We start from the raw sequence: 19,306 nt of genomic DNA on the forward strand, positions 1-19,306 counted from the left end.
GGCTCCGAATGTCTGCTCGGCTGCATGCTGATTGTGCGCGCGGCACCGGAGGCGCAAGCCATCCACGTGGGACATGCCGCCGCGAGCGAACGGCTCGATATGGTCGAACTCGAGGAAGCGGCGGGACGCGCACCGATACCCGTCCGCGCTCACGAACGTGCACCTGCCCCCGTCGCGCTCCCACACCGCGCGCCGGACCTGGGTCGGAATGTGGCGCGTCCCCGCGTGGCGCGTCCGCCTGGGACGAACGAGGACCGTCCGGACTTCGCCTGCGGCGTCCGACGTAGTCCGGCCGGCACCCAGCTTCCGCTTCTCGAGCCGCGCAATCAGCGCGTCGAGCGCGCGATCGAGCACCTGCGCCACGTCGCCGGACGGAACCGCATGGCTGAGCAGGGCTTGAGCATGACGAAGCTTGTCGTGGGTGCTGCGGTCGATGGTGACCCGCACGAGGTAGCGTTCGGCATCAACATGCCCTGGGGCATGTTCGCTGCGGTCATGATCCTGATCAATATGCCCTGGGGCATGTTCACCGCGGTCATGATCCCGATCAACATGCCCTGGGGCATGTTCGCCGCGGTCATGATCCACATCAACATGCCGCGGGGCATGCACACCCAGTCCCAAGTCGACATGCCCTGGGGCATGTCCATCGAACAGACTCGCATCCGCGAATCCCGGCCGACCGATCCCGGTGCCCACGGGCCGGATGACTGCGGCGGCTACAGGCGGCCGAAACGCCGGGAACCGGCGCGCCAGGTAGGATTCGATCTCCGACTTGCGTCGATGCGTCGCGGCCTCGATCAGCTCGTCCGCGTTCTCCGGCGTGATGTGCGGTGCCAGGAGCCACACCGCGGAGAGATGCATCCTGCCTTCCGCGAGCGCGTCGAAGAGCGCCGGAACCCGGCGGGCGGCCCGGGCCGCATGAATGCGCTTCGAGGCCGAGTCTTCAGAGAACCGAAGACGATCGACGCAGTAGGCAAACATGGACGCGCAGCCCTCGGGGACATACGCGCGCCGGAAATCGACCTCGGCAATGTACGCCAGGAGCATCGCCGTCAGTTCTCGGTCTCGAGTCGCCTGTACCGTCAATCCACGAAGAAGGGCCGCGTCATTGAGGTGGGTCAACGTGTAGTTGCGCATGGTGCCGTCTCTCCTCGGGGCGATGTGTGGCGAAGGCGACATGGGCCGGATCGGACGGGGCAGATCATTTGTATCATGGGGAAATGTGGCGGCGGCCAAGGGCGCAGGAGAGGATCGAAGCGCCTCCGAGTCATTCGCGATGTGAGGGTTTCGATCGGCGCTCAGAACAGTTCTCAAGAGCGCTCGATGCGCGTTGCGAAGCGCGATGGAGAACTCGCGCGAGAGAGCCGCGAGATCTCGTCAAGAATAAATTCGGGCTCATCCATTTTTCTGAAAGTATCGGAGGCGAACTGAGTCAGCATGGAGTCGGGGCTGCCGCAGGCTCATGCGTTGGCGGCCGCATAGACGCGGGGCCGAAACGCGGGGCCGAAACGCGGGGCCGAAACGCGGGCCGAAACCCGGAGCGCAACCGGCGACCCGCTTGCGAAGCCCGCCCCTGGCCTGGCCGCGCCGGGCGGGGCGCCACACCCCACTGGACAACCCCGCCCCCCTCCGCTAGACTTCCCCGCTCGTATCCTTACCGGAGGAACCATGGCCAAGATTTGCGACATCTGCGGCAAGGGCGTGCAGTTCGGGCAGAACGTGAGCCACGCGAACAACGTGACCAAGCGCCGCTGGGAAGTGAACTTGCAGACGGTGCGCGCCACGGTGGAAGGCCGCCCGAAGCGGCTGCGCGTCTGCACGCGCTGCATCCGGACCGGACGGGTCCAGAAGACCATGCCCCAGGCGCAGGCGCTCCGCGCCCGCTCGGCCTAGCCGGGCGGACCACGGCCGAGCCCCGCGGGCTCGCGCCTCAGACAGGCTGCCGCCCAGCGCGTCAGACCGGCTCGCGCGCCGCGCGGCAGCAGCCCAGCTACCGGCAGCAGCCCAGCTACAAACGCAAACGCCCGCTCCTTCCCGGAGCGGGCGTTCGCTTTGTCGGGCCGGGTGACCCCTTCCCTGGGCCGGCCCGGCTCCTCCCCTTCACACCTTAGCGCCGCAAGCGCGGCGCCGCCACCCCTCCCTCCCCCCTAGTCCATCTGCTTCCGAATGAAGGCCGGGACGTCCATGTTGTCCCGGGTGATCGCCCGTCCCCCGAACGGCCGCCGGGCGGTGCCCGGCGGAATCCGGAACGAGGGCCGCCCGTTCGAAGCGGCAGGCGCCGGCTCCGGCGTTTCCACCGCCTCGTCTTCCTCTTCCTCGACCTCATCCAGCGTGGGACGCACCGTGATCGGCCGCGGTATCGGTCGCTGATCCAGCTCGTAAATCTGCGCTGCCGCCGGGGCCGCGACCGCCGCGGGCTGCCGCGCCGCGGAGGGCACGCGCGCCGCCATCGGGATCGTCGCGGGACGCATCTTCGCCTCGGCCCGCCCGAACCCCGTCGCGATCACGGTGATCGAGAGGCCGTCGCCCATCCGATCGTCGATCACGGCGCCGAAGATCACGTTCGCCTCGTGACCCGCCGCGTCCACGACGACCGACACCGCCTCGCTGATCTCGTGCAGCGTCATCGACTCCCCGCCGGTGACGTTGACCAGCAGCGCCTCGGCCCCGGAGATCGAGATGTCGTCGAGCAGCGGGCTCGACACCGCCGACTGCGCCGCTTCGTAGGCGCGCGTCGGGCCGGTCGCATACCCCGCGCCCATGAGCGCGTTCCCCCGCTCGGCCATGACCGTCTTCACGTCGGCGAAGTCCAGGTTCACCAGACCCGGGACCGTGATCAGGTCCGAGATCCCCTTCGTGGCGTGGTGCAGCACCTGGTCCGCCGTCTTGAACGCGTCGCGGAGCGGCGTGTTCTTCTCCACGATCGCGAGCAGCCGCTGGTTCGGGATCACGATCAGCGTGTCCACGTTCTCCCGGAGCTCGCGGAGCCCCTCCTCGGCCGACTGCGCGCGCCGCCGTCCCTCGAACTCGAAGGGCTTGGTGACGACGCCCACGGTCAAAGCGCCGAGCGAGCGCGCGATGCGCGCCACGACCGGAGCCGCGCCGGTGCCGGTGCCGCCGCCCATGCCGGCGGTCACGAACACCATGTCCGAACCGGAGAGCGCCTCCTGGATCACTTCCTCGTCCGCTTCCGCCGACTGGCGCCCGACCGCGGGATTGGCTCCCGAGCCGAGGCCCTTCGTGATCGCGGTGCCCAGCTGAATCTTCCGCGGACAGCGCGACTGCACCAGCACCTGCGCGTCCGTGTTCGCCACGATGAACTCCACGCCCGTGAGGCCGGACTCCATCATGCGATTGACCGCGTTCCCGCCAGCGCCTCCGACGCCGATCACCTTGATCGAGGCTCCGGACCGCTCCCCACCCTCATCGACCAACTCGAACATCGTCATCCCCTCCCTGTTGCGTGTCCGCCGGTGCCTCCGGTCATCTCCAAAGCCCAGCTCCCCCGAACCCTCACGTCTAGACCAGCTCCTCGATCCAGCGGCGGATCCCGACCGAGATCCGCCCGAACAAACCCTCTCCGGCGACGTGCGGGCTCGCGTCGTTCCAGAACGCGTGCTGCGCCAGCCCGACGCCCGTCGCGAACCGCGGATCCGAAACCGCTTCGACCATGCCCGTCACGCCGGTCGGAATGCCCCGTCGCACCGGCAGGTCGAAGACCTGCTCCGCGAGCTCCGGCATGCCGGGAAGCGCCGAGGCGCCCCCCGTCAGCACCACGCCGGCGCCCAGGAGGTCGGCGACATGGCTCTTCCGGATCTCACGGTTGGCCATCGCGAAGATCTCCTCCACGCGCGGCTCGATCATCATGGCGAGCATGTGGCGGGAGATGTCCCGGTCGGGCCTCCCTCCCACGCTCGGCACCTTCACCGTCTCGTCGGGGCGCACCATGGAGGTCAGCGCGCACCCGCTCCCCAATTTCAAGATTTCCGCCCGCTCCACCGGCGTGCGGAGGCCGATCGCGAGATCGTTCGTCACGTTCGATCCGCCCAGGCCGATCACGGCCGTGTGGCGGATCGCGCCCTCGAAGAAGACGGCGACGTCGGTGGTCCCTCCTCCGATGTCGAGGAGCGCCACCCCCAGGTCCTTCTCATCGGGGGCGAGCACCGCGTTCGCCGAGGCGAGCGGCTCCAGCACCAGTTCCTCGACGTGCACCCCGGCGCGCTCGGCGGCGCGGATCACGTTCCGGCATGCCGCGGCGGCGCCGGTGATGATGTGCGCCTCGGCCTCGAGCCGCACGCCGCTCATCCCGACCGGATCGCGGATCCCTTCCTGGTCGTCCACGATGAATTCTTGAGGAAGGACGTGCAGGATCTCCCGGTCGGCGGGAATCGCGACCGCCTTGGCGGCTTCGATCACGCGCGCCACGTCGTTGGGGCGGATCTCGGCGTCCTTGCGCGAGACCGCGATGACCCCCCGGCTGGTGAGGCCCCGGATGTGGTCCCCGGCGATGCCGGCCCACACGCTCTTGATCGATCGTCCCGAGACCCGCTCCGCCTCTTCCAGCGCGTGCTGGATCGAGCGCACCGTCTTCTCGAGGTTCACGACGACGCCGCGCTTCAAGCCGTCGGACGGGGCGGTGCCCACGCCGATGATGCGCAGCGACTCGCCGTTTTCGTCCGGCTCGGCGACGATGACGGTGATCTTGGTCGTCCCGATGTCCAGTCCAGCGTAGATCTTGGCTTCCATTCCTCCCCTCCCGGCGCCCCTGGCTAGACCTTGGCCCGCGGATCCACGCCCGTGCGCGCGCCCGTCGAGCTGTCCGGGCCGCAGCGCACCACGACCTGCCCTCGGTACCGCGCGTCCATGACGAGGACGCGTCGGTCTCGTTCCCTGACGTCCCGGAGCGTGGCGGCGACCGCGCGCATCGCGGCCAGCGTCACCCGCTCGGGGTCGACGACGATCGGTATCTGGTCCCGCGACGTGCGGAGCACGGCACGCGCCGGCGCATCGGACGCGATCTCGGAGATCTCGGAGACCAGCCCCACCTCGGGCGCCTCGAGGAGTGCCACCAGGCGGAGCAGGTCCTGCATCCGCTCGCCCGCGAGCTTGGAGCCGGGGGCGGCGGGACGGAGCTTCAGGCCCGTGATGATCGGACGGTCGGCGACCAGGCCGCGCTTCAAGGGCGAGAGCACGGTGCCGTCGGCGTCCACCTCGAGGAGCGATCCCGCGCTCACGAGCACGAAGGTCCGCCGCTCGGTCACGCGCACGATCAGCTTGCCCGGCACGCGCGCCACCTGCGCGCGCTCCACGCGGGCGTTCTTCTCGATGGCGGCCTCCACCCGCGCCGGGTCGACGAGGAGGAGGTTGTCCCCCACGCGCGCCCCGGCCTGGGCGACGCTCGACCGGATCTCCTCCGGAGCCAGGTAGAGGAGCCCGCTCACCTCGATCGACCGCACCTGGAAGGGCTCGAGCGATCCCAGGGCGCGCGCCGCGGGCTTCACGGCGAGCGGTGCCGTGACGGCGGCGAGCGCGCTCAGGCCCAGGAGCATCACGATCCTCCGGCGGCGCCGCTTCAGCGCCGGCTTCTTCCAGGAGGGGAGCGACCGGTAGCCCGCTCTCACGCGCGCCCCGCCGCGGCGGGGGCGTTTTCCCCCTCCGCCAGGATGATCTCGCCCACCTTGTAGACGTCGCCCGCGCCGATCGTGAGGAAGAGGTCCCCCTCGCGCACGAGGTCGCGCGCGGCGCGCGCCGCCTCGTCGTAGTCGGCGGCGTAGCGCACCGTGACGCCGCTCCCGCCGCGGATCCGCTCGGCCAGCGACTCCGCCGTGACGCCCGGGATCGGCGCCTCGCCCGCGGGATAGATCGGGAGGAGCACCAGCTCGGCCGCGCCGCGGAACGCGGTCGCGAATCGGTCGGCCAGCGCGTGCGTCCGCGTGTAGCGGTGCGGCTGGAACACCGCGACGATCCGCCGCTCGTAGGTCGCGCGGAGCGCGGCGACCGCGGCCTCGATTTCCGTGGGATGGTGGCCGTAGTCGTCGATCCAGACCGCGCCGAGGAGATCCCCGCGCCGCTCCAGCCGCCGCCCCACGCCGGCGAAGCTCCGGAGCGCGCCGCGGATCGCCGCGATCGGAACGCCCAGCTCCCAGCCGACCGCGAGCGCGGCGAGCGCATTCCGCGCGTTGTGCGCCCCGGCGACCGAGAGCTCGATCGTGCCCTCGGATTCGCCGCGCACGAGCAGGTCGAACCGGACGCCCGCGGGCCCCACCTCGAGGTTCTTCCCCTCGAAGTCGAGCCCCGGCGTGAAGCCGTAGGTCAGCGCGCGGCGCTTGGCGCGCGCGCGGATCGGCGCGGCGTTCGGGTCGTCGCCGGGCAGGATGATCGTCCCGTAGAAGGGGATCCGGTTCGCGAACGCGGTGAACGCGAGCTGCACCCCCTCGAGCGACTTGTGGTAGTCGAGGTGCTCGGCATCGATGTTCGTGATCACGGCAATCGTCGGCGCCAGGAGCAGGAACGATCCGTCGCTCTCGTCCGCCTCGGCCACCAGGAAGGGTCCCTGCCCCAGCCGCGCGTGCGCGCCGACCGTCTTGAGGCGTCCGCCCACGATCACCGTCGGATCCAGGCCCCCGTTGGCGAGGATCTCCCCCACCATGGAGGTCGTCGTCGTCTTGCCGTGCGCGCCCGCCACCGCGACCGAGGTCTTGATCCGCATCAGCTCCGCGAGCATCTCCGCGCGGGGGATCACCGGGATGCCGAGCGCGCGGGCGCGGCGGATCTCGGGGTTGGTCTCGGGAATGGCGCTCGAGACCACCACGACGTCCGCGCCGACCACGTGCATGGCGTCGTGCGTGGACGCGATCCGCGCACCGATGTCGCGCAGCCGCGCGACCGCCTCCCCCTCCTTCGGGTCGGAGCCGGTCACCTCGTAGCCCAGGTTCAGCAGCACCTCGGCGATCCCGCTCATCCCGCTCCCGCCGATACCCACCAGGTGGATCCTCCGGATGCGTCCGTACACGCCTAGCTCGTCCGCTCCGCGGGGACCGCTCCCGCGAGCGATTCGATCGAGGTCACCAGCCGCTCGGCCGCGTTGGTGCGCGAGAAGGCCCGCGCGTTCCGCGCCATGCGGCGAAGCCGCGGCTCGTCCTGGAAGAGCTGGACGATCCGACGCGCCAGGTCCTCCGCCTCCAGCTCGTCGTCCCGGATCACCTCGGCGGCGCCCCGCTCCATCAGGCCCCGCGCGTTCACCGTCTGGTGGTCGTGGGTCGCGTGCGGGTAGGGGATCAGGATCGAGGGCACGCCGCACGCTGTCAGCTCGGCGATCGTCATGGCCCCGGCGCGGCAGACCGCGAGGTCCGCCACGGCGTACGCCTTCTCCATCTGGTCGAGATAGGGCAGCACGTGGACCGGGATCGAGAGCGACTTCACGCGGTCGCGGATCGCCGCCGCCTCGTCCTTCCCCGTCTGCCAGACCACCTGGATGTTCTGGAGCCGCGTCAGGCGCGGCAGCGCGTCCTGGAACGCCCGGTTGATGCTGGTGGCGCCGCGGCTCCCGCCGAACACGAGCAGCGTGCTCCGGTGCGGGTCGAGGCGCAGGAACTCGTAGGCGCTGGTCCGGTCCTGGCGGAGCAGGGATCGGCGGATGGGATTGCCGGTCACCTTCAGGTTGTTCCGCCTCCGGAAATAGTTTCGCGATTCCACGAACGAAATGTGCACCTCGTCGGCGATCAGGTTGAGCCAGCGGTTCGTCGCCCCCGGCACCGAGTTCTGCTCCTGCACCACGACCGGGATGCCCCGCAGCTTGGCCGCCAGCCCCACCGGTCCGCTCACGTACCCTCCCGTCACCACCACGACCTGCGGCTTGAGCTCGCGCAGGAGCGACTGCGCCTGCACGAAGCTCTGGATCAGCGCCACCACCGCCCGCACCGCCCCGAACCCCAGCCGCCGCGGGATCCCGCGCGCGGCGATGGTCCGGAGCGCGAACCCCGCCTGCGGCACCGCCGTGCTCTCGACGCCGCGCGCCGTGCCGACGAACACCACTTCCGAATCGGGATGCCGCCGCCGCCATTCCTCGGCGACCGCGATCCCGGGGTAGACGTGCCCCCCGGTTCCGCCGGCCGCGATCAGCAGGCGGAGCGGTGCGACCCTATCGGACGCGCCGGCGTCCGACTCCGGGCGGCCGGACGACCGCGGGCGTCCGATACCCTGTCTCCATTTGATGGGCGATGTTGAGGAGAACACCGATTACCCCCAAGTTGACGACGAGGGCCGAGCCCCCATAGCTGACGAACGGCAGCGGCAGGCCGGTGGTGGGAATCACCCCGGTCACCACTGCGATGTTCATGGCGACGTAGACCGACAGGTTGACCGTGAGGCCGGCGGCCAGGAGATAGCCGAACCGGTCCGGCGCTCCGGCCGCGACCTTGAGTCCACGCAGGAACAGAACCGAGAAGGCGGCGAGCACGCCCGCCGTTCCCAGAAGACCCAGCTCCTCCCCGATGACCGCGAAGATGAAGTCGGTGTGCGGGTCGGGGAGGAAGAACACCTTCTGCAGACCATGACCCGGCCCGGCGCCGAGGACGCCCCCGGAGCCCAGGGCCAGGATCGACTGCGACACCTGCCAGTTCTTGCCGAGCGAGTCGGAGCGGCCGTGCCCCCACTGGGAGAGCCATCCCTGGACCCGCTCCATCATGTATCCGTTGTGAGAGACGGCGAGCACCGCCACGAGCACGCCGCCGAGGACCAGCAGCGCCAGATGCGAGCGCCGCGCCCCCGAGAGGTGGAGCATGACGAATCCGGTCGAGAGGAGCGCGATCGTGCTCCCCAGATTCGGCTGGAGGAGGATGAGGAAGGCCATGAGCCCGAGCACCATGCAGGCGGGCAGCACGCCCTCGCGGAAGGACGCCATCCGCTCCCCTTTCCGGTCGAGGAGCTTGGCCAGGTAGACGACGCAGGCGACGCGCGCGATCTCGGTGGGCTGGATCGTGACCGTCGCGAGCGAGAGCCAGCGATTGGCGCCGCGCACCGCGCTCCCCAGGGCCAGCAGCGCCCCCAGGAGGAGCACCGTGCCGCCCAGCGCCCAGGGCGCGAGACGCTGCAGCACGTGGTAGTCGGTGCGGGCGACCACGACGAGAAGGGCCGCCCCGATCAGCACGCGGACGAAGTGCCGCTTCAGGAAGAAGTACTCCGAGTTGTAGCGGTGCGCCGCGAGGCTCGCGCTGGACGAGAAGACCATGACGAGTCCCAGCGCCACCAGGCAGACCACCGGAACGAGCAGCTTGAAATCGGGGCGGCGCGCGCGATCCAGGGCCACGTTCACGGCTTCACCCGCGCGGGGTCCCGCTGCAGCGCGTGCACCGCCGCTTCGAAGCGGGCGCCGCGCTCCTCGAAATTCCGGAACATGTCGTACGACGCGCAGCCCGGCGACAGCAGCACGACCCCGCCGGCCGGCGTCTCGTTGCGCGCCATGCGGACCGCGTCCTCGAGCGTCGCCGCGCGCTGGGCGGAAACGTGCGGCCACGCCCGCTCGAGGATCGGCGCCGCCTCCCCTACGTAAAGGGCGCGGCGCACCTTCTCGGCCACGAGCGAGGCGATCGCGGCGAAGTCGCCGTTCTTGTCGCGTCCGCCGGCGATCAGGGTGATCGGGGCGTCGCCGAACGACTCCAGCGCGCGCTTCATGGAATCCACGTTCGTCGCCTTGGAGTCGTTCACGTAGCGCACGCCCTCGATCTCCGCGACCAGCGCCAGCCGGTGCGGGAGCCCGCGGAACTGGCGGAGCGCCGACGCGATCGCGCGCTCCGAGATCCCGACGGCGAGCGCCGCCGCTGCGGCGGCCGCCATGTTCTCGGTGTTGTGCGGTCCCTCGAGCTTCGCCTCGCTCCGCTTCACGATCGTCCCCTCGCGCCCCTCGAACCGGAAGCGGAGCGCGCCGCCCTCTTCCCACACGCCGTCGGCGGTGGGATCGGTGAAGCCGAACCAGAGCGGCCGCGAGCGCATCGGGGCGAGCAGCGAGACGAGGAGCGGGTCGCCGAGCGGCTGGACCCGGTAGTCCCGCTCGGTCTGGTGCGCGAAGAGCCGCGCCTTGACCGCGGCGTAGCGCTCCAGCGTGCCGTGGCGGTCCAGGTGGTCGGGCGTCACGTTCAGGATCACCCCCACGTCGGGACGGAAGCGCGTGCAGGTCTCGAGCTGGAAGCTGGAGACCTCGACGACCAAAAGCCCCTCTTCCGGCACCGACTCGGCGCGCTCGGAGAGGGCCGTGCCGATGTTGCCGAGCACCTCGGTCGGCTTGCCCGCGGCGCGGCCGAACGCGCCGAGCAGCTCCACCGTCGTGCTCTTGCCGTTCGTGCCGGTCACCGCCACGATCGGCGCCTTCGCCACTGCGAATCCCAGCTCGATCTCGGCCGCGATCGGGATGCCGCGCCGCTCCGCCTCGCGGAAGAGCGGCAGGTCGAGCGGGACGCCCGGGCTCACGACGACGAGGTCGCGCCCCTCGAGGGCCGCGGGGTCGGTGCCCCCGGCGCGCAGCTCCACGCCCAGCGACTCGAGATCGGCCGCGTCGGGCGAGAGCTCCTCGGCGCGCCGGCGGTCCACCGCGCGCACGGAGGCGCCGTGGCGCCGGAGCAGCCGCGCCGCGGCGATGCCGCTCCGCGCCAGTCCCACGACCAGCGCCTTCGATCCGGCGAACCAGGGTTCCGTCGTCGCGCTCATTGCAGCTTCAGGGTGCTCAGGGCCAACAGCGCGCAGAGGGCGGCCGCGATCCAGAAACGGACCACGACCCGCGTCTCCTTCCAACCGCTCAGCTCGAAATGATGATGCAACGGAGCCATCTTGAGAACCCGTATCCCCCACAGCTTGAAGGAGACCACCTGGGCCATGACCGAGAGCGCCTCGATCACGAACACGCCGCAGACGATGGCCAGCAGGAATTCCCGCTTGATGAGCACCGCCACCGTTCCCAGGGCCGCCCCCAGGGAGAGCGAGCCCGTGTCCCCCATGAAGACGTCGGCGGGGTGGCAGTTCCACCACAGAAACCCGAGCGTGGCCCCGATGATCGCCGCGCAGAAGACCGCGAGCTCCCCGGTGCCGGCGATGTAGGGCACCTGGAGGTACTGCGAGAACTTGACGTGCCCCGTGATGTAGCACATCCCCCCGAGCGCGACCGCTCCGAAGGCGGCGAGCCCCGCCGCGAGGCCGTCCAGCCCGTCGGCCAGGTTCACCGCGTTCGACGCGCCGGTGATGACCAGGATGACGAAGGGGAGATAGAGCCATCCGAAATCCACCACCGTGCGCTTCAGGAAGGGGATGTTGGTCTCGGCCGGGTCGAGGAGCCCGTGCGCGGGATAGAAGAAGACCGCCGCGAAGACCCCGATCCCCAGCGTGATCTGGCCGGCCAGCTTGTAGCGCCCGAGGAGCCCCTTCCGGAAATTCTTCACGACGCGCAGGTAGTCGTCGATGAAGCCGACCGTCCCCATCCAGATCGTGGCGATGAGCGCGATCCAGACGTTCCGGTTCGAGAGATTGCCCCAGAGCAGCGTCGTCACCGCGATCGAGATGACCATGAGCACGCCGCCCATCGTGGGCGTCCCCGCCTTCGGCAGATGGCTCTGCGGCCCGTCGTCGCGCACCTTCTGGCCGATCTTCATCGCGCGCAGCCTCCGGATCACCGGCGGACCCAGGAAGAGCGCGATGAAGAGCGCCGTCGCGAGCGCGTAGGCCGCGCGAAACGTGATGTAGCGGAACACGTTGAACGGCGCGAAGTGCTCGTGCAGGGGATAGAGGAGGTGGTAGAACACCCGTCAGTCCCTCCCCGCCCCGGCCTGGGCGCCCGCGGCCTGAAGCGCCTGCACCACGCGCTCGAGGCGCATCCCGCGCGATCCCTTCACGAGGACGAGATCGCCCGCCCGGGCGTCCGCCGCCACCGCGGCGGCCATCGCGTCCACGTCCTCGAAGCGGCGGATCCGCGCCGCCGCCACGCCCGCGGCCTTCGCCCCCCGCTCGATCGCCGCGGCGAAGGAGCCCGCGACGTAGAGCCAGGCGTCCGCGGGCACCGCGCGGCCGACCGCCTCGTGGAGCGCCTCGCTCCCGGGACCCAGCTCGAGCATGTCGCCCAGCACCGCCCGACGCGCCCCGGGGACGGTCACGCCGCCCAGGATCCCCAGCGCCTCGCGCATCGAGGCGGGGTTTGCGTTGTAGGCGTCGTCCAGCACGGAGATGCCGCCGGCGCGCAGGATCTCGAGGCGGTGCTTCGCCGGTCGTAGCGCCGCCAGGGCGGCGAGCGCCGCGTCGCGCGGCACCATCAGCTCGTCCCCCACCGCGATCGCCGCGAGCGCGTTCCGCACGTTGTGCCGCCCGAGGAGCGAGAGCCTTCCCTCGCTGCCGTCCTCGAGGGTGAAGCGCGTGGTGCCGTCCTCGCCCACGGTGACGCGCGTGGGGCGGAGGCCCGCATCGGGATTGTCGAGCCCGTAGGTGGTCTTCCGCACGATCCGCTCGCGATTCATCGGGTAGAGGAGCGGGTCGTCGGCGTTCAGGACGAGGAGCCCCTGCGTCGGCAGCGCCTCGGCCAGCTCGCTCTTCGCGCGCGCCACTTCCTCCACCGAGCCGAGCTGCTGCAGGTGCGCGGCCGAGGCGTTCGTGAGCACGCCGATCGTCGGCTGCGCCATCGCCGCGAGATCGCGGATCTCGCCGCGCGCGCTCATGCCCATCTCGACGACCAGCGCCTCGTGCTCGGGGCGGAGCCGGGTGAGCGTGAGCGGCACGCCGATGTGATTGTTCAGGTTCCCCACGTTCTTGTGCACCCGGCGCGACGTGCCGAGCACGGCCGCGGTCATCTCCTTGGTGGTGGTCTTCCCGTTGCTGCCCGTGATGGCGACCACCGGGATCCCGGCCCGGTCGCGGCACCACCGGCCCAGCGCCTGCATGGCGCCGAGCGGGTCCGCGACACGGATCACCGGCTTCCGGGTGGCGGCCGCTTCGGGAGGAACCGCGCGGTCGCGGCCGATCAGGCTTCCCGCCGCGGCGCCCTGAAGCGCCGCCGCGATGAACTCGTGGCCGTCGGCGCGCGTGCCGGGGAGCGGGACGAAGAGATCTCCGGCCTGGAGGGCGCGGCTGTCGATGGCGCAGCCCGCGAACTCGACGTCGCGCGGCGCAACGGATGTCGTTCCGGCAGGCGAGGCCAAGGTGCCGTCCACGGCGCGGAGGACCCCCTCCAGCGTGAGCCAGCCGCGGGCGGCGGCGGTCACCCCGAAAACCCCCGCGCCCGGAGCGCCTCGCGCGCCGCCGTTCGGTCGTCGAAGGGGATCGTTCCCGTGGAGAGGATCTGGTAGGTCTCGTGCCCCTTGCCCGCGATGAGCAGGGCGTCCCCCGCCTGCGCCTCGTCGACGGCGGCGCGGATCGCTTCGGCTCGGTCCACGATCGTCGAGACCGACGCGGTGCCGCGGGCGCCCGCTTCGATCTCGCGAACGATCGCCTCGGGGTCTTCGCTGCGGGGATTGTCCGACGTGATGATGACCCGGTCGGCGAGCCGCGCGGCCGCGGCGCCCATGAGGGGGCGCTTCCCGCGGTCGCGGTCGCCGCCGCAGCCGAAGACGCAGAGGATCCGGTGCGGGCCGAACGCGCGCACCGCCTCCAGCGCGCGCTCCAGCGCGTCGGGGGTGTGGGCGTAGTCCACCAGCACCTGGAACGGCTGCCCGGCGTCCACGGGCTCGAGGCGCCCCGGCACCGCGGCGACCGACTCCAGGCCGCGCGCGATCGCCTCGGGGGGCGTCCCGGCGGCGTAGGCCGCGGCGAACGCGGCGAGGGCGTTCGCGACGTTGAACCGCCCCCGGAGTTTCAGGGCGACGGAGACGGAGCCGCGCGGATATCGGATCCGAAGTCTCGTGCCTGCCGGACCGAGCCGCGCTTCTTCCGCGACGACCTCCGCCGCCCCCACGTCCCCGGGGCCGGTTGGGCCCCCTCCCCCGTAGCCGATCGTCGGGCTCTCGGCGCGCTCGCGAATCCAGCGTCCCGCCTCGTCCTCCATGTTGAGGACGCCGGTCATGGTCTTCGTGCGGTCGCCCCGCGTCTCGGCGCGGAAGAGCCGCGCCTTGGCGTCGCGATACGCCTCCATCGTCCCGTGGAAATCGAGATGGTCCTGCGTCAGGTTCGTGAACACGCCCACGTCGAACGCGATCCCGTAGGTGCGGTCCTGCGCGAGCGCGTGGGAGGAGACCTCCATCACCACGCCCGAAGCGCCGCGGTCGCTCCAGCGGCGGAAGAGCCGCGCCAGCTCGGGGGCTTCGGGGGTGGTGTGCGCCGCGGCCTCGTGCTCCCCTTCCAGCTCGTAGCCGACCGTGCCGATCAGCCCGACGCGCTCGCCGCGCTCCTGCAGCGCCGCGCGGATCAGGTGCGTCGTGGTGGTCTTGCCGTTGGTGCCGGTCACGCCGACGACGAGAAGGTCGTGCGAGGGGTGGTCGGTCTCTTCGCCCGCGAGGATCGCGAGCGCGCGGCGGGCGCTCTTCACGCGCACTTCGGGCCAGGCGGCCTCGGGCGTGAAGCGCTCCACGATCGCGGCCAGCGCCCCCTTCTTCACGGCCTCCGGCACGAACGCGTGTCCGTCGGACTTCTCGCCGGAGATCGCCACGAACACGTCGCCGGGCTGAACGGCCCGGGAGTCGTACTGCACGCGCGTCCACTCTCCGGCCGGCGCCCCCCGCATCTCCAGGGCGCCGACGATTCGCGGCAGGGCCGCGGCTTCGCGGAGACCGGAGGCGATCACGTCCCCCGGGGGGACAGCGTGAGGGAGCACCGCGTATCGGGTCGCACGGGGCGCCCGGGCTCGGGATTCTGGTTCACGACGCTGCCCGTCCCGACGACCCGCCCCACCGGAATCGAGAGCGCGGAGAGGCGCGCGACGGCGTCCCGGATCGGGAGGCCGCGCAGGTCGGGCACGACGGCCTCGGCGGGCGACTCGGAGGCCAGCGTGAGCTCGACGACCGCGCCCGCGGGGACCACGGCGCCCGGCGCCGGCGATTGCGCCGCCACCCGTCCCGCGTCGCCCAGGATCTTCGGCGCATAGCCGGCGCGCTCCAGGATCTCCGCCGCGCGATCGGCGGCGAGGAGCCGCACGTCCGGGATGGGATCGGCGACCGGCGCGGGGGCGGAGGCCATGGGAGGCAGCACCGCGGCGGGAAGCGCGATCGGGCCGTGCCCCTGCGCCGCCCACGCGGCCACGATCTCGCGCCAGACCGGCGCGGCGACCGACCCGCCGTAGTAGGCGCCGCGGGGCTCGTCCAGGATCACGAGGCCCACCACGCGCGGATGCTCCGCGGGCGCCATGCCGAGGAAGGACGAGGTGTAGCGTCCTCCGCGATAGCCGCCGGCGGCGGCGTCGAATTTCTGCGCCGTTCCGGTCTTCCCGGCCACGTCGCACCAGGGGAGCGCCGCCTCGGTGCCCGTCCCCGAGACGACGGTCTCGCGGAGGAAGGACCGGAAGGTGCGCGCGGTCTCCTCGGAGATGACGCGGCGCACCTGCTCGACGGGAAACTGGCGCACGACCCTGCCGTTTTCGTCCACGAGCGCGCTCGCCAGCCGCGGCCGGAGCAGCGTCCCTCCGTTCGCCACGGCGGCGTAGGCCATGACCAGCTGAAGCGGCGTGACGAGGACCTCCTGCCCGATCGAGATGGTGGCCAGCGACCGGGCGGACCAGCGCGACGGAGGACGGATCTGGCCCGGCGCCTCGCCCGGCAGGGTCACCCGCGTGGGCTGTCCGAAGCCGAAGAGGCGCGCGTAGCGATAGAGCCGCTCGGCGCCCACCCGGGTCCCGATCTGCGCGTAGCAGACGTTGCTCGAGTGCGCGGTCGCGCGGTGGAACGTGAACCATCCCGTCTCGGGATGGCTGTCGTGAATCGTGAAGCCCCCGAGATTCACCTGCCCATGGTCGACGAAGATCGAGTCCTCGGGATCGAAGACCTTCTCTTCCAGGGCGGCGCATCCCGCGAGCACCTTGAACGTCGATCCGGGCTCGTACTGATCGGCGACGATGCGATTGCGGTGGCCCGTCTCCTTGTCGACCCCCGGGCCGTCCACGGTGGCCATGGCCAGGATGTCGCCGGTATTCGGGTCGACGAACACCGCCATCGCGCTCTTCGCGCCGGAGGTGGCCATCGCCTCGCGCAGCTTCATCACCGTCAGGGTCTGCGCGTCGAGGTCGATGGTGCTCACCAGGCTGGCCCCCGCCTCCGGGAGCTTCACCATGCTCCCCGGCAGCTCGTAGGCCAGCCCGCGCCCGTTCTGGAAAAGGGTCGCCCATCCGGCCGTTCCCTTCAAGTCGCGGTCGTAGACCGCCTCGAGCCCCTCGAGCCCGCTCCCCTCGTGGCCCACGACGCCGACGACCGAGCGCGCCACGTCGTCGAGGGGATAGACCCGTCCCGGCACCGGATCGACGTGCACGCCGCGCGGGAGCGCGCTGGTCGTGAGGGCGAGCTCCTGCTCCGGGCGCAGCTGCTGGCTCACGCGCACGTACATGCGGTGCCGGACGCGGCCGGCGCGGAAGCGGCTGACCGCCTCCGATCCCGCCGCCTTCTTGAGGAACGCCGCCGCGGCCGCCGCGTTCTCGACCTCGCGGGGGCGCACCGAGATCTGGCTCAGCTCGACGTTCTCGGCGAGCGGCCGGAGGTGGCGGTCGAAGATCAGACCGCGCTCGGGCTCCAGGATGACGCGCTGCGTCTGCTGCGCGGTCGCCTCCCGGGCGAGCCGGCCATGGTCCAGCACCTGGATCTGCACCAGGCGGAGGAGCAGCACGGCGAAGGCGAAGATTCCGGCCAGCGCGAGCGCCCGAAGGCGGCCCGCGTCGCGAGGGGTCAAGGGGCGACCTCCGCGTTCACGGGCAGGACCCGAAGATCATCGGGAGTGCGGGGCGCTGCGCGGCGGGCCGGGAGGATGCCTCGAACGAAACGGCCGACGTCTGCCGAAAGGCGCGCCATCGCGCCCTGTCGAGACACCACGCGGGGGAACGGCTGGGCCAGGTCCACGTCCACGAGGGCGTCGGGACCGGGACTCTGGAAGCCCTGCTTCGCCAGGGCCGCGTAGTCAAGGCCCTGGTGGAGCGCTTCCTGGATCGCGAGATCGGAGGAGAGGCGGATCCGGTTGTCCAGCGCGGCCACTTCCTTCCGGAGCCGGTCCTTCTCCATGGCCAGCGCATGGGACGAGGTCACCTGCCAGACGCGCACGAAGAGGAGCGCCGTCACCACGGTCACGCCGATCACCAGCGGGAGCGGCGGTCTCGCCTGCGCCCTCCGCTCGGCCCCGCGCACCCTGCGGAGATAGGCGCTCTTCGGAGCGGTGCGTGCGGGCTCCCGGCGTTCGGCGGGCAGGGCTTCGTCGATCACGGCCACGTGCGTCATTCCATGCCTCCACGGCGTCGCGCGGCGCGCAGGAGCGCGCTCCTCGCGCGAGGGTTTCGGGCCGACTCCTCCGCCGAGGGGCGGATCGGACGGCGCGTGAGCGGCTCCCACGGCGACGCGGGAGCTTCGGACGGGGGGAGCCAGGGATCGAAGGAGCGCGGCGGGGAGAACGCGCGCTTCACCATCCGATCCTCGAGCGAGTGATAGGCGATGACCACCAGGGTGCCGCCCGGGCGGACGATCCGCGCGGCGGCCTCGAGCAGGGCCTGAAGCTCGCCCAGCTCGTCGTTCACCGCGATGCGGAGCGCCTGGAACGCCTGCGCCATCCGGCGCGGGCGCGACGGCCCGGGATAGAGCGGCGCCAGCGCGGCGCGGAGGCCGCCTGTCGTGAGCGGCCGCTCCGTCACTGCGGCGCGGCGGATCACGCGCGCGGCGGTCTTCGCGCGCGGGAGCTCTCCGTACTCGGAGAGGAGCCGCGCGAGCTCCGGCTCGCCGATGCGGCGGATCAGCCGGTCGGCGGTCTCGGAGCGGGACGGATCGAGCCGCATGTCGAGCGGGCCCTCCGCTCCGAACGCGAGCCCGCGGGCGGGGTCGTCGAGCTGGTCCGAGGAGAGCCCCAGGTCGGCCAGGATGCCGTCCACGCGCTCGACGCCGCGCTCCTCGAGCGCCGCCTCGAGCGTGGAGAAGCGCGCCAGGGCCGCGACGAAGCGCGGTGCCATGGCCGGCGGGTTCGCCTGCGCGCGGGCGATCGCCGCGGGGTCGCAGTCGATTCCGATCACCTTGGACTCCTCCCCTCCCAGCGCCGCCAGGATCCTTGCGGCGTGTCCACCACCACCCAGGGTCGCATCGACGTACGTGCCCCGCGGCTCCGTCACCAGCAAACGCACGGCCTCATCGGCGAGAACCGGGACGTGCCCCGGCATCGAATTCGCGGAGGCGCCTACCGCGGGAAGCGGTCCGCTCCCGCCGCGCCGTCCACGCCGCTCCTCGCGAAGGGTCGGATCGGCTCGCGCCGTGCCCGCTCCTCCGGCTGCCACGCCAGCTGGCGCACGACCGATCCCTGGCCCGCGACGTCGAACAGACTGCGCACGTACGGCGACAGGCCGACCAGCCAGAGCGAAGCGCCCCGGTGCCGGTGCCGCGCGATCTTCTGCGCGAACTCCGGAAGCGCGCGGAAGTCGAGGTGGGCGACGTTCTCGAAATCGATCGAGACGACGTCCCGCGGCGAGCGCGCGCGCTCCGCGATCGTCTCCACGACGAGCGCGAGCTCACGGCGGCCCAGGGAGCCATAGAGTCGAAGCGTGGCGGAGGCGAGCCCCGAGGCCGCCTCCCACTGGAGCAACGGCCGCTCGTGCGCGGCCGGGCGTCGTGCGGAATGGAGCGGTGCGATCACAGTAGAAGTTCTCCGGCGATCTCTTCGTAGGTGCGAGGGGAGCTCTGCAGATACTTCTCGAACAGCTCGGGATTCCACAGCTCGAGGTGGTCCAGCATGCCGGCCACGAGAACGTCCTTCTCGAGCTGGGCGTGCGCGATGAGCCGCGGGGGAAGAGCGACGCGCCCCTGGGCGTCGAGCGTCTCGTCCCGCGAGTCGACGAGCATCATGCGCTGGTAGCGGCGGTTGGCTTCGTCGGAGTACGGACGCGCCCGGAGGCGCTCGTCCAGGCGGCGGAACTCGTCGGCGGGATAGAGCGCGATGCAGGTGTCGAGGCCGCGTAGGACCACGAAGGTCTCATCGGCCTCCCCCGAAAGCTGCCTGCGATAGCGCGCGGGAATGCTCACGCGACCCTTGTGGTCGATCGTGTGCGTATAGCTTCCCCGGAACGCCGCCATGCCGCCCTGACCCTCCCCACCAGCTCCGTCCCTGGAGCTACACAGTTCCCCACTTACCCCCACTTCTTGCCACAAGCGGCACTCTAGGCCCCCGGAATCGG

The 19,306-nt window shown here is 71.5% G+C and carries 17 protein-coding genes; 1 reads left to right on the plus strand and 16 read right to left on the minus strand.

Annotated elements, in window-relative coordinates; genetic code table 11:
* Nucleotides 1-1,140: hypothetical protein (locus VE326_02945; protein HYJ32153.1), on the minus strand; the 1,140-nt coding region annotated here is incomplete at its 3' end.
* A 531-nt stretch (nucleotides 1,141-1,671) separates the two neighbouring features.
* Here VE326_02945 and rpmB point away from each other — a divergent pair.
* Nucleotides 1,672-1,896: a 50S ribosomal protein L28 gene (rpmB, locus tag VE326_02950; GenBank protein HYJ32154.1), complete on the plus strand. Its 225-nt coding sequence runs from the start codon at nucleotides 1,672-1,674 to the stop codon at nucleotides 1,894-1,896.
* Between the two features lie 254 nt (nucleotides 1,897-2,150).
* Here the strand turns inward: rpmB and ftsZ are convergent, their stop codons facing one another.
* The 15 genes from ftsZ to mraZ all read right to left on the minus strand — a co-directional run bounded on the left by ftsZ (nucleotide 2,151) and on the right by mraZ (nucleotide 19,205).
* Nucleotides 2,151-3,452 (minus strand): cell division protein FtsZ, encoded by a 1,302-nt coding sequence (ftsZ, locus tag VE326_02955; protein HYJ32155.1) that lies wholly within the window; start codon nucleotides 3,450-3,452, stop codon nucleotides 2,151-2,153.
* Between the two features lie 70 nt (nucleotides 3,453-3,522).
* Nucleotides 3,523-4,749: a cell division protein FtsA gene (gene ftsA / locus VE326_02960; protein HYJ32156.1), complete on the minus strand. Its 1,227-nt coding sequence runs from the start codon at nucleotides 4,747-4,749 to the stop codon at nucleotides 3,523-3,525.
* Between the two features lie 23 nt (nucleotides 4,750-4,772).
* Nucleotides 4,773-5,624, minus strand: coding sequence for an FtsQ-type POTRA domain-containing protein (locus VE326_02965; protein HYJ32157.1), 852 nt, complete (start codon nucleotides 5,622-5,624; stop codon nucleotides 4,773-4,775).
* Complete coding sequence (gene murC / locus VE326_02970; GenBank protein HYJ32158.1) at nucleotides 5,621-7,015, minus strand: UDP-N-acetylmuramate--L-alanine ligase; 1,395 nt, start codon at nucleotides 7,013-7,015, stop codon at nucleotides 5,621-5,623. The genes VE326_02965 and murC overlap by 4 nt, the downstream gene beginning before the upstream one ends.
* A gap of 2 nt (nucleotides 7,016-7,017) precedes the next feature.
* A complete protein-coding gene (murG, locus tag VE326_02975; protein ID HYJ32159.1) occupies nucleotides 7,018-8,238 on the minus strand; it encodes an undecaprenyldiphospho-muramoylpentapeptide beta-N-acetylglucosaminyltransferase in 1,221 nt (406 codons plus the stop codon).
* Nucleotides 8,144-9,316, minus strand: coding sequence for a putative lipid II flippase FtsW (gene ftsW / locus VE326_02980; protein ID HYJ32160.1), 1,173 nt, complete (start codon nucleotides 9,314-9,316; stop codon nucleotides 8,144-8,146). Before ftsW ends, murG begins: the two co-directional genes overlap by 95 nt.
* Nucleotides 9,313-10,704, minus strand: a complete 1,392-nt coding sequence (gene murD, locus VE326_02985; GenBank protein HYJ32161.1) for a UDP-N-acetylmuramoyl-L-alanine--D-glutamate ligase — start codon at nucleotides 10,702-10,704, stop codon at nucleotides 9,313-9,315. Before murD ends, ftsW begins: the two co-directional genes overlap by 4 nt.
* Nucleotides 10,701-11,789 carry a phospho-N-acetylmuramoyl-pentapeptide-transferase gene (gene mraY / locus VE326_02990; protein ID HYJ32162.1) on the minus strand — a complete coding sequence of 363 codons (1,089 nt, stop codon included), beginning with the start codon at nucleotides 11,787-11,789 and terminating at the stop codon, nucleotides 10,701-10,703. Before mraY ends, murD begins: the two co-directional genes overlap by 4 nt.
* 3 nt (nucleotides 11,790-11,792) lie before the next feature.
* Nucleotides 11,793-13,235 (minus strand): UDP-N-acetylmuramoyl-tripeptide--D-alanyl-D-alanine ligase, encoded by a 1,443-nt coding sequence (gene murF / locus VE326_02995; GenBank protein ID HYJ32163.1) that lies wholly within the window; start codon nucleotides 13,233-13,235, stop codon nucleotides 11,793-11,795.
* On the minus strand, nucleotides 13,232-14,779 hold the full coding sequence (locus tag VE326_03000) for a UDP-N-acetylmuramoyl-L-alanyl-D-glutamate--2,6-diaminopimelate ligase (GenBank protein HYJ32164.1): 1,548 nt from the start codon (nucleotides 14,777-14,779) through the stop codon (nucleotides 13,232-13,234). Before VE326_03000 ends, murF begins: the two co-directional genes overlap by 4 nt.
* The gene (locus VE326_03005; GenBank protein HYJ32165.1) at nucleotides 14,746-16,836 is read right to left on the minus strand and encodes a penicillin-binding transpeptidase domain-containing protein; all 2,091 of its coding nucleotides are present in this window, start codon (nucleotides 16,834-16,836) and stop codon (nucleotides 14,746-14,748) included. The genes VE326_03000 and VE326_03005 overlap by 34 nt, the downstream gene beginning before the upstream one ends.
* Entirely contained in the window at nucleotides 16,833-17,375 is a 543-nt protein-coding gene (locus VE326_03010; protein HYJ32166.1) for a hypothetical protein, read from the minus strand. The genes VE326_03005 and VE326_03010 overlap by 4 nt, the downstream gene beginning before the upstream one ends.
* Entirely contained in the window at nucleotides 17,372-18,298 is a 927-nt protein-coding gene (rsmH, locus tag VE326_03015; GenBank protein HYJ32167.1) for a 16S rRNA (cytosine(1402)-N(4))-methyltransferase RsmH, read from the minus strand. The genes VE326_03010 and rsmH overlap by 4 nt, the downstream gene beginning before the upstream one ends.
* 17 nt (nucleotides 18,299-18,315) lie before the next feature.
* A complete protein-coding gene (locus VE326_03020; GenBank protein ID HYJ32168.1) occupies nucleotides 18,316-18,768 on the minus strand; it encodes a hypothetical protein in 453 nt (150 codons plus the stop codon).
* On the minus strand, nucleotides 18,765-19,205 hold the full coding sequence (mraZ, locus tag VE326_03025) for a division/cell wall cluster transcriptional repressor MraZ (GenBank protein HYJ32169.1): 441 nt from the start codon (nucleotides 19,203-19,205) through the stop codon (nucleotides 18,765-18,767). The genes VE326_03020 and mraZ overlap by 4 nt, the downstream gene beginning before the upstream one ends.
* Nucleotides 19,206-19,306 lie beyond the last annotated feature (101 nt).

The organism is Candidatus Binatia bacterium, from assembly GCA_035631035.1.
Classification (GTDB): domain Bacteria; phylum Eisenbacteria; class RBG-16-71-46; order SZUA-252; family SZUA-252; genus DASQJL01.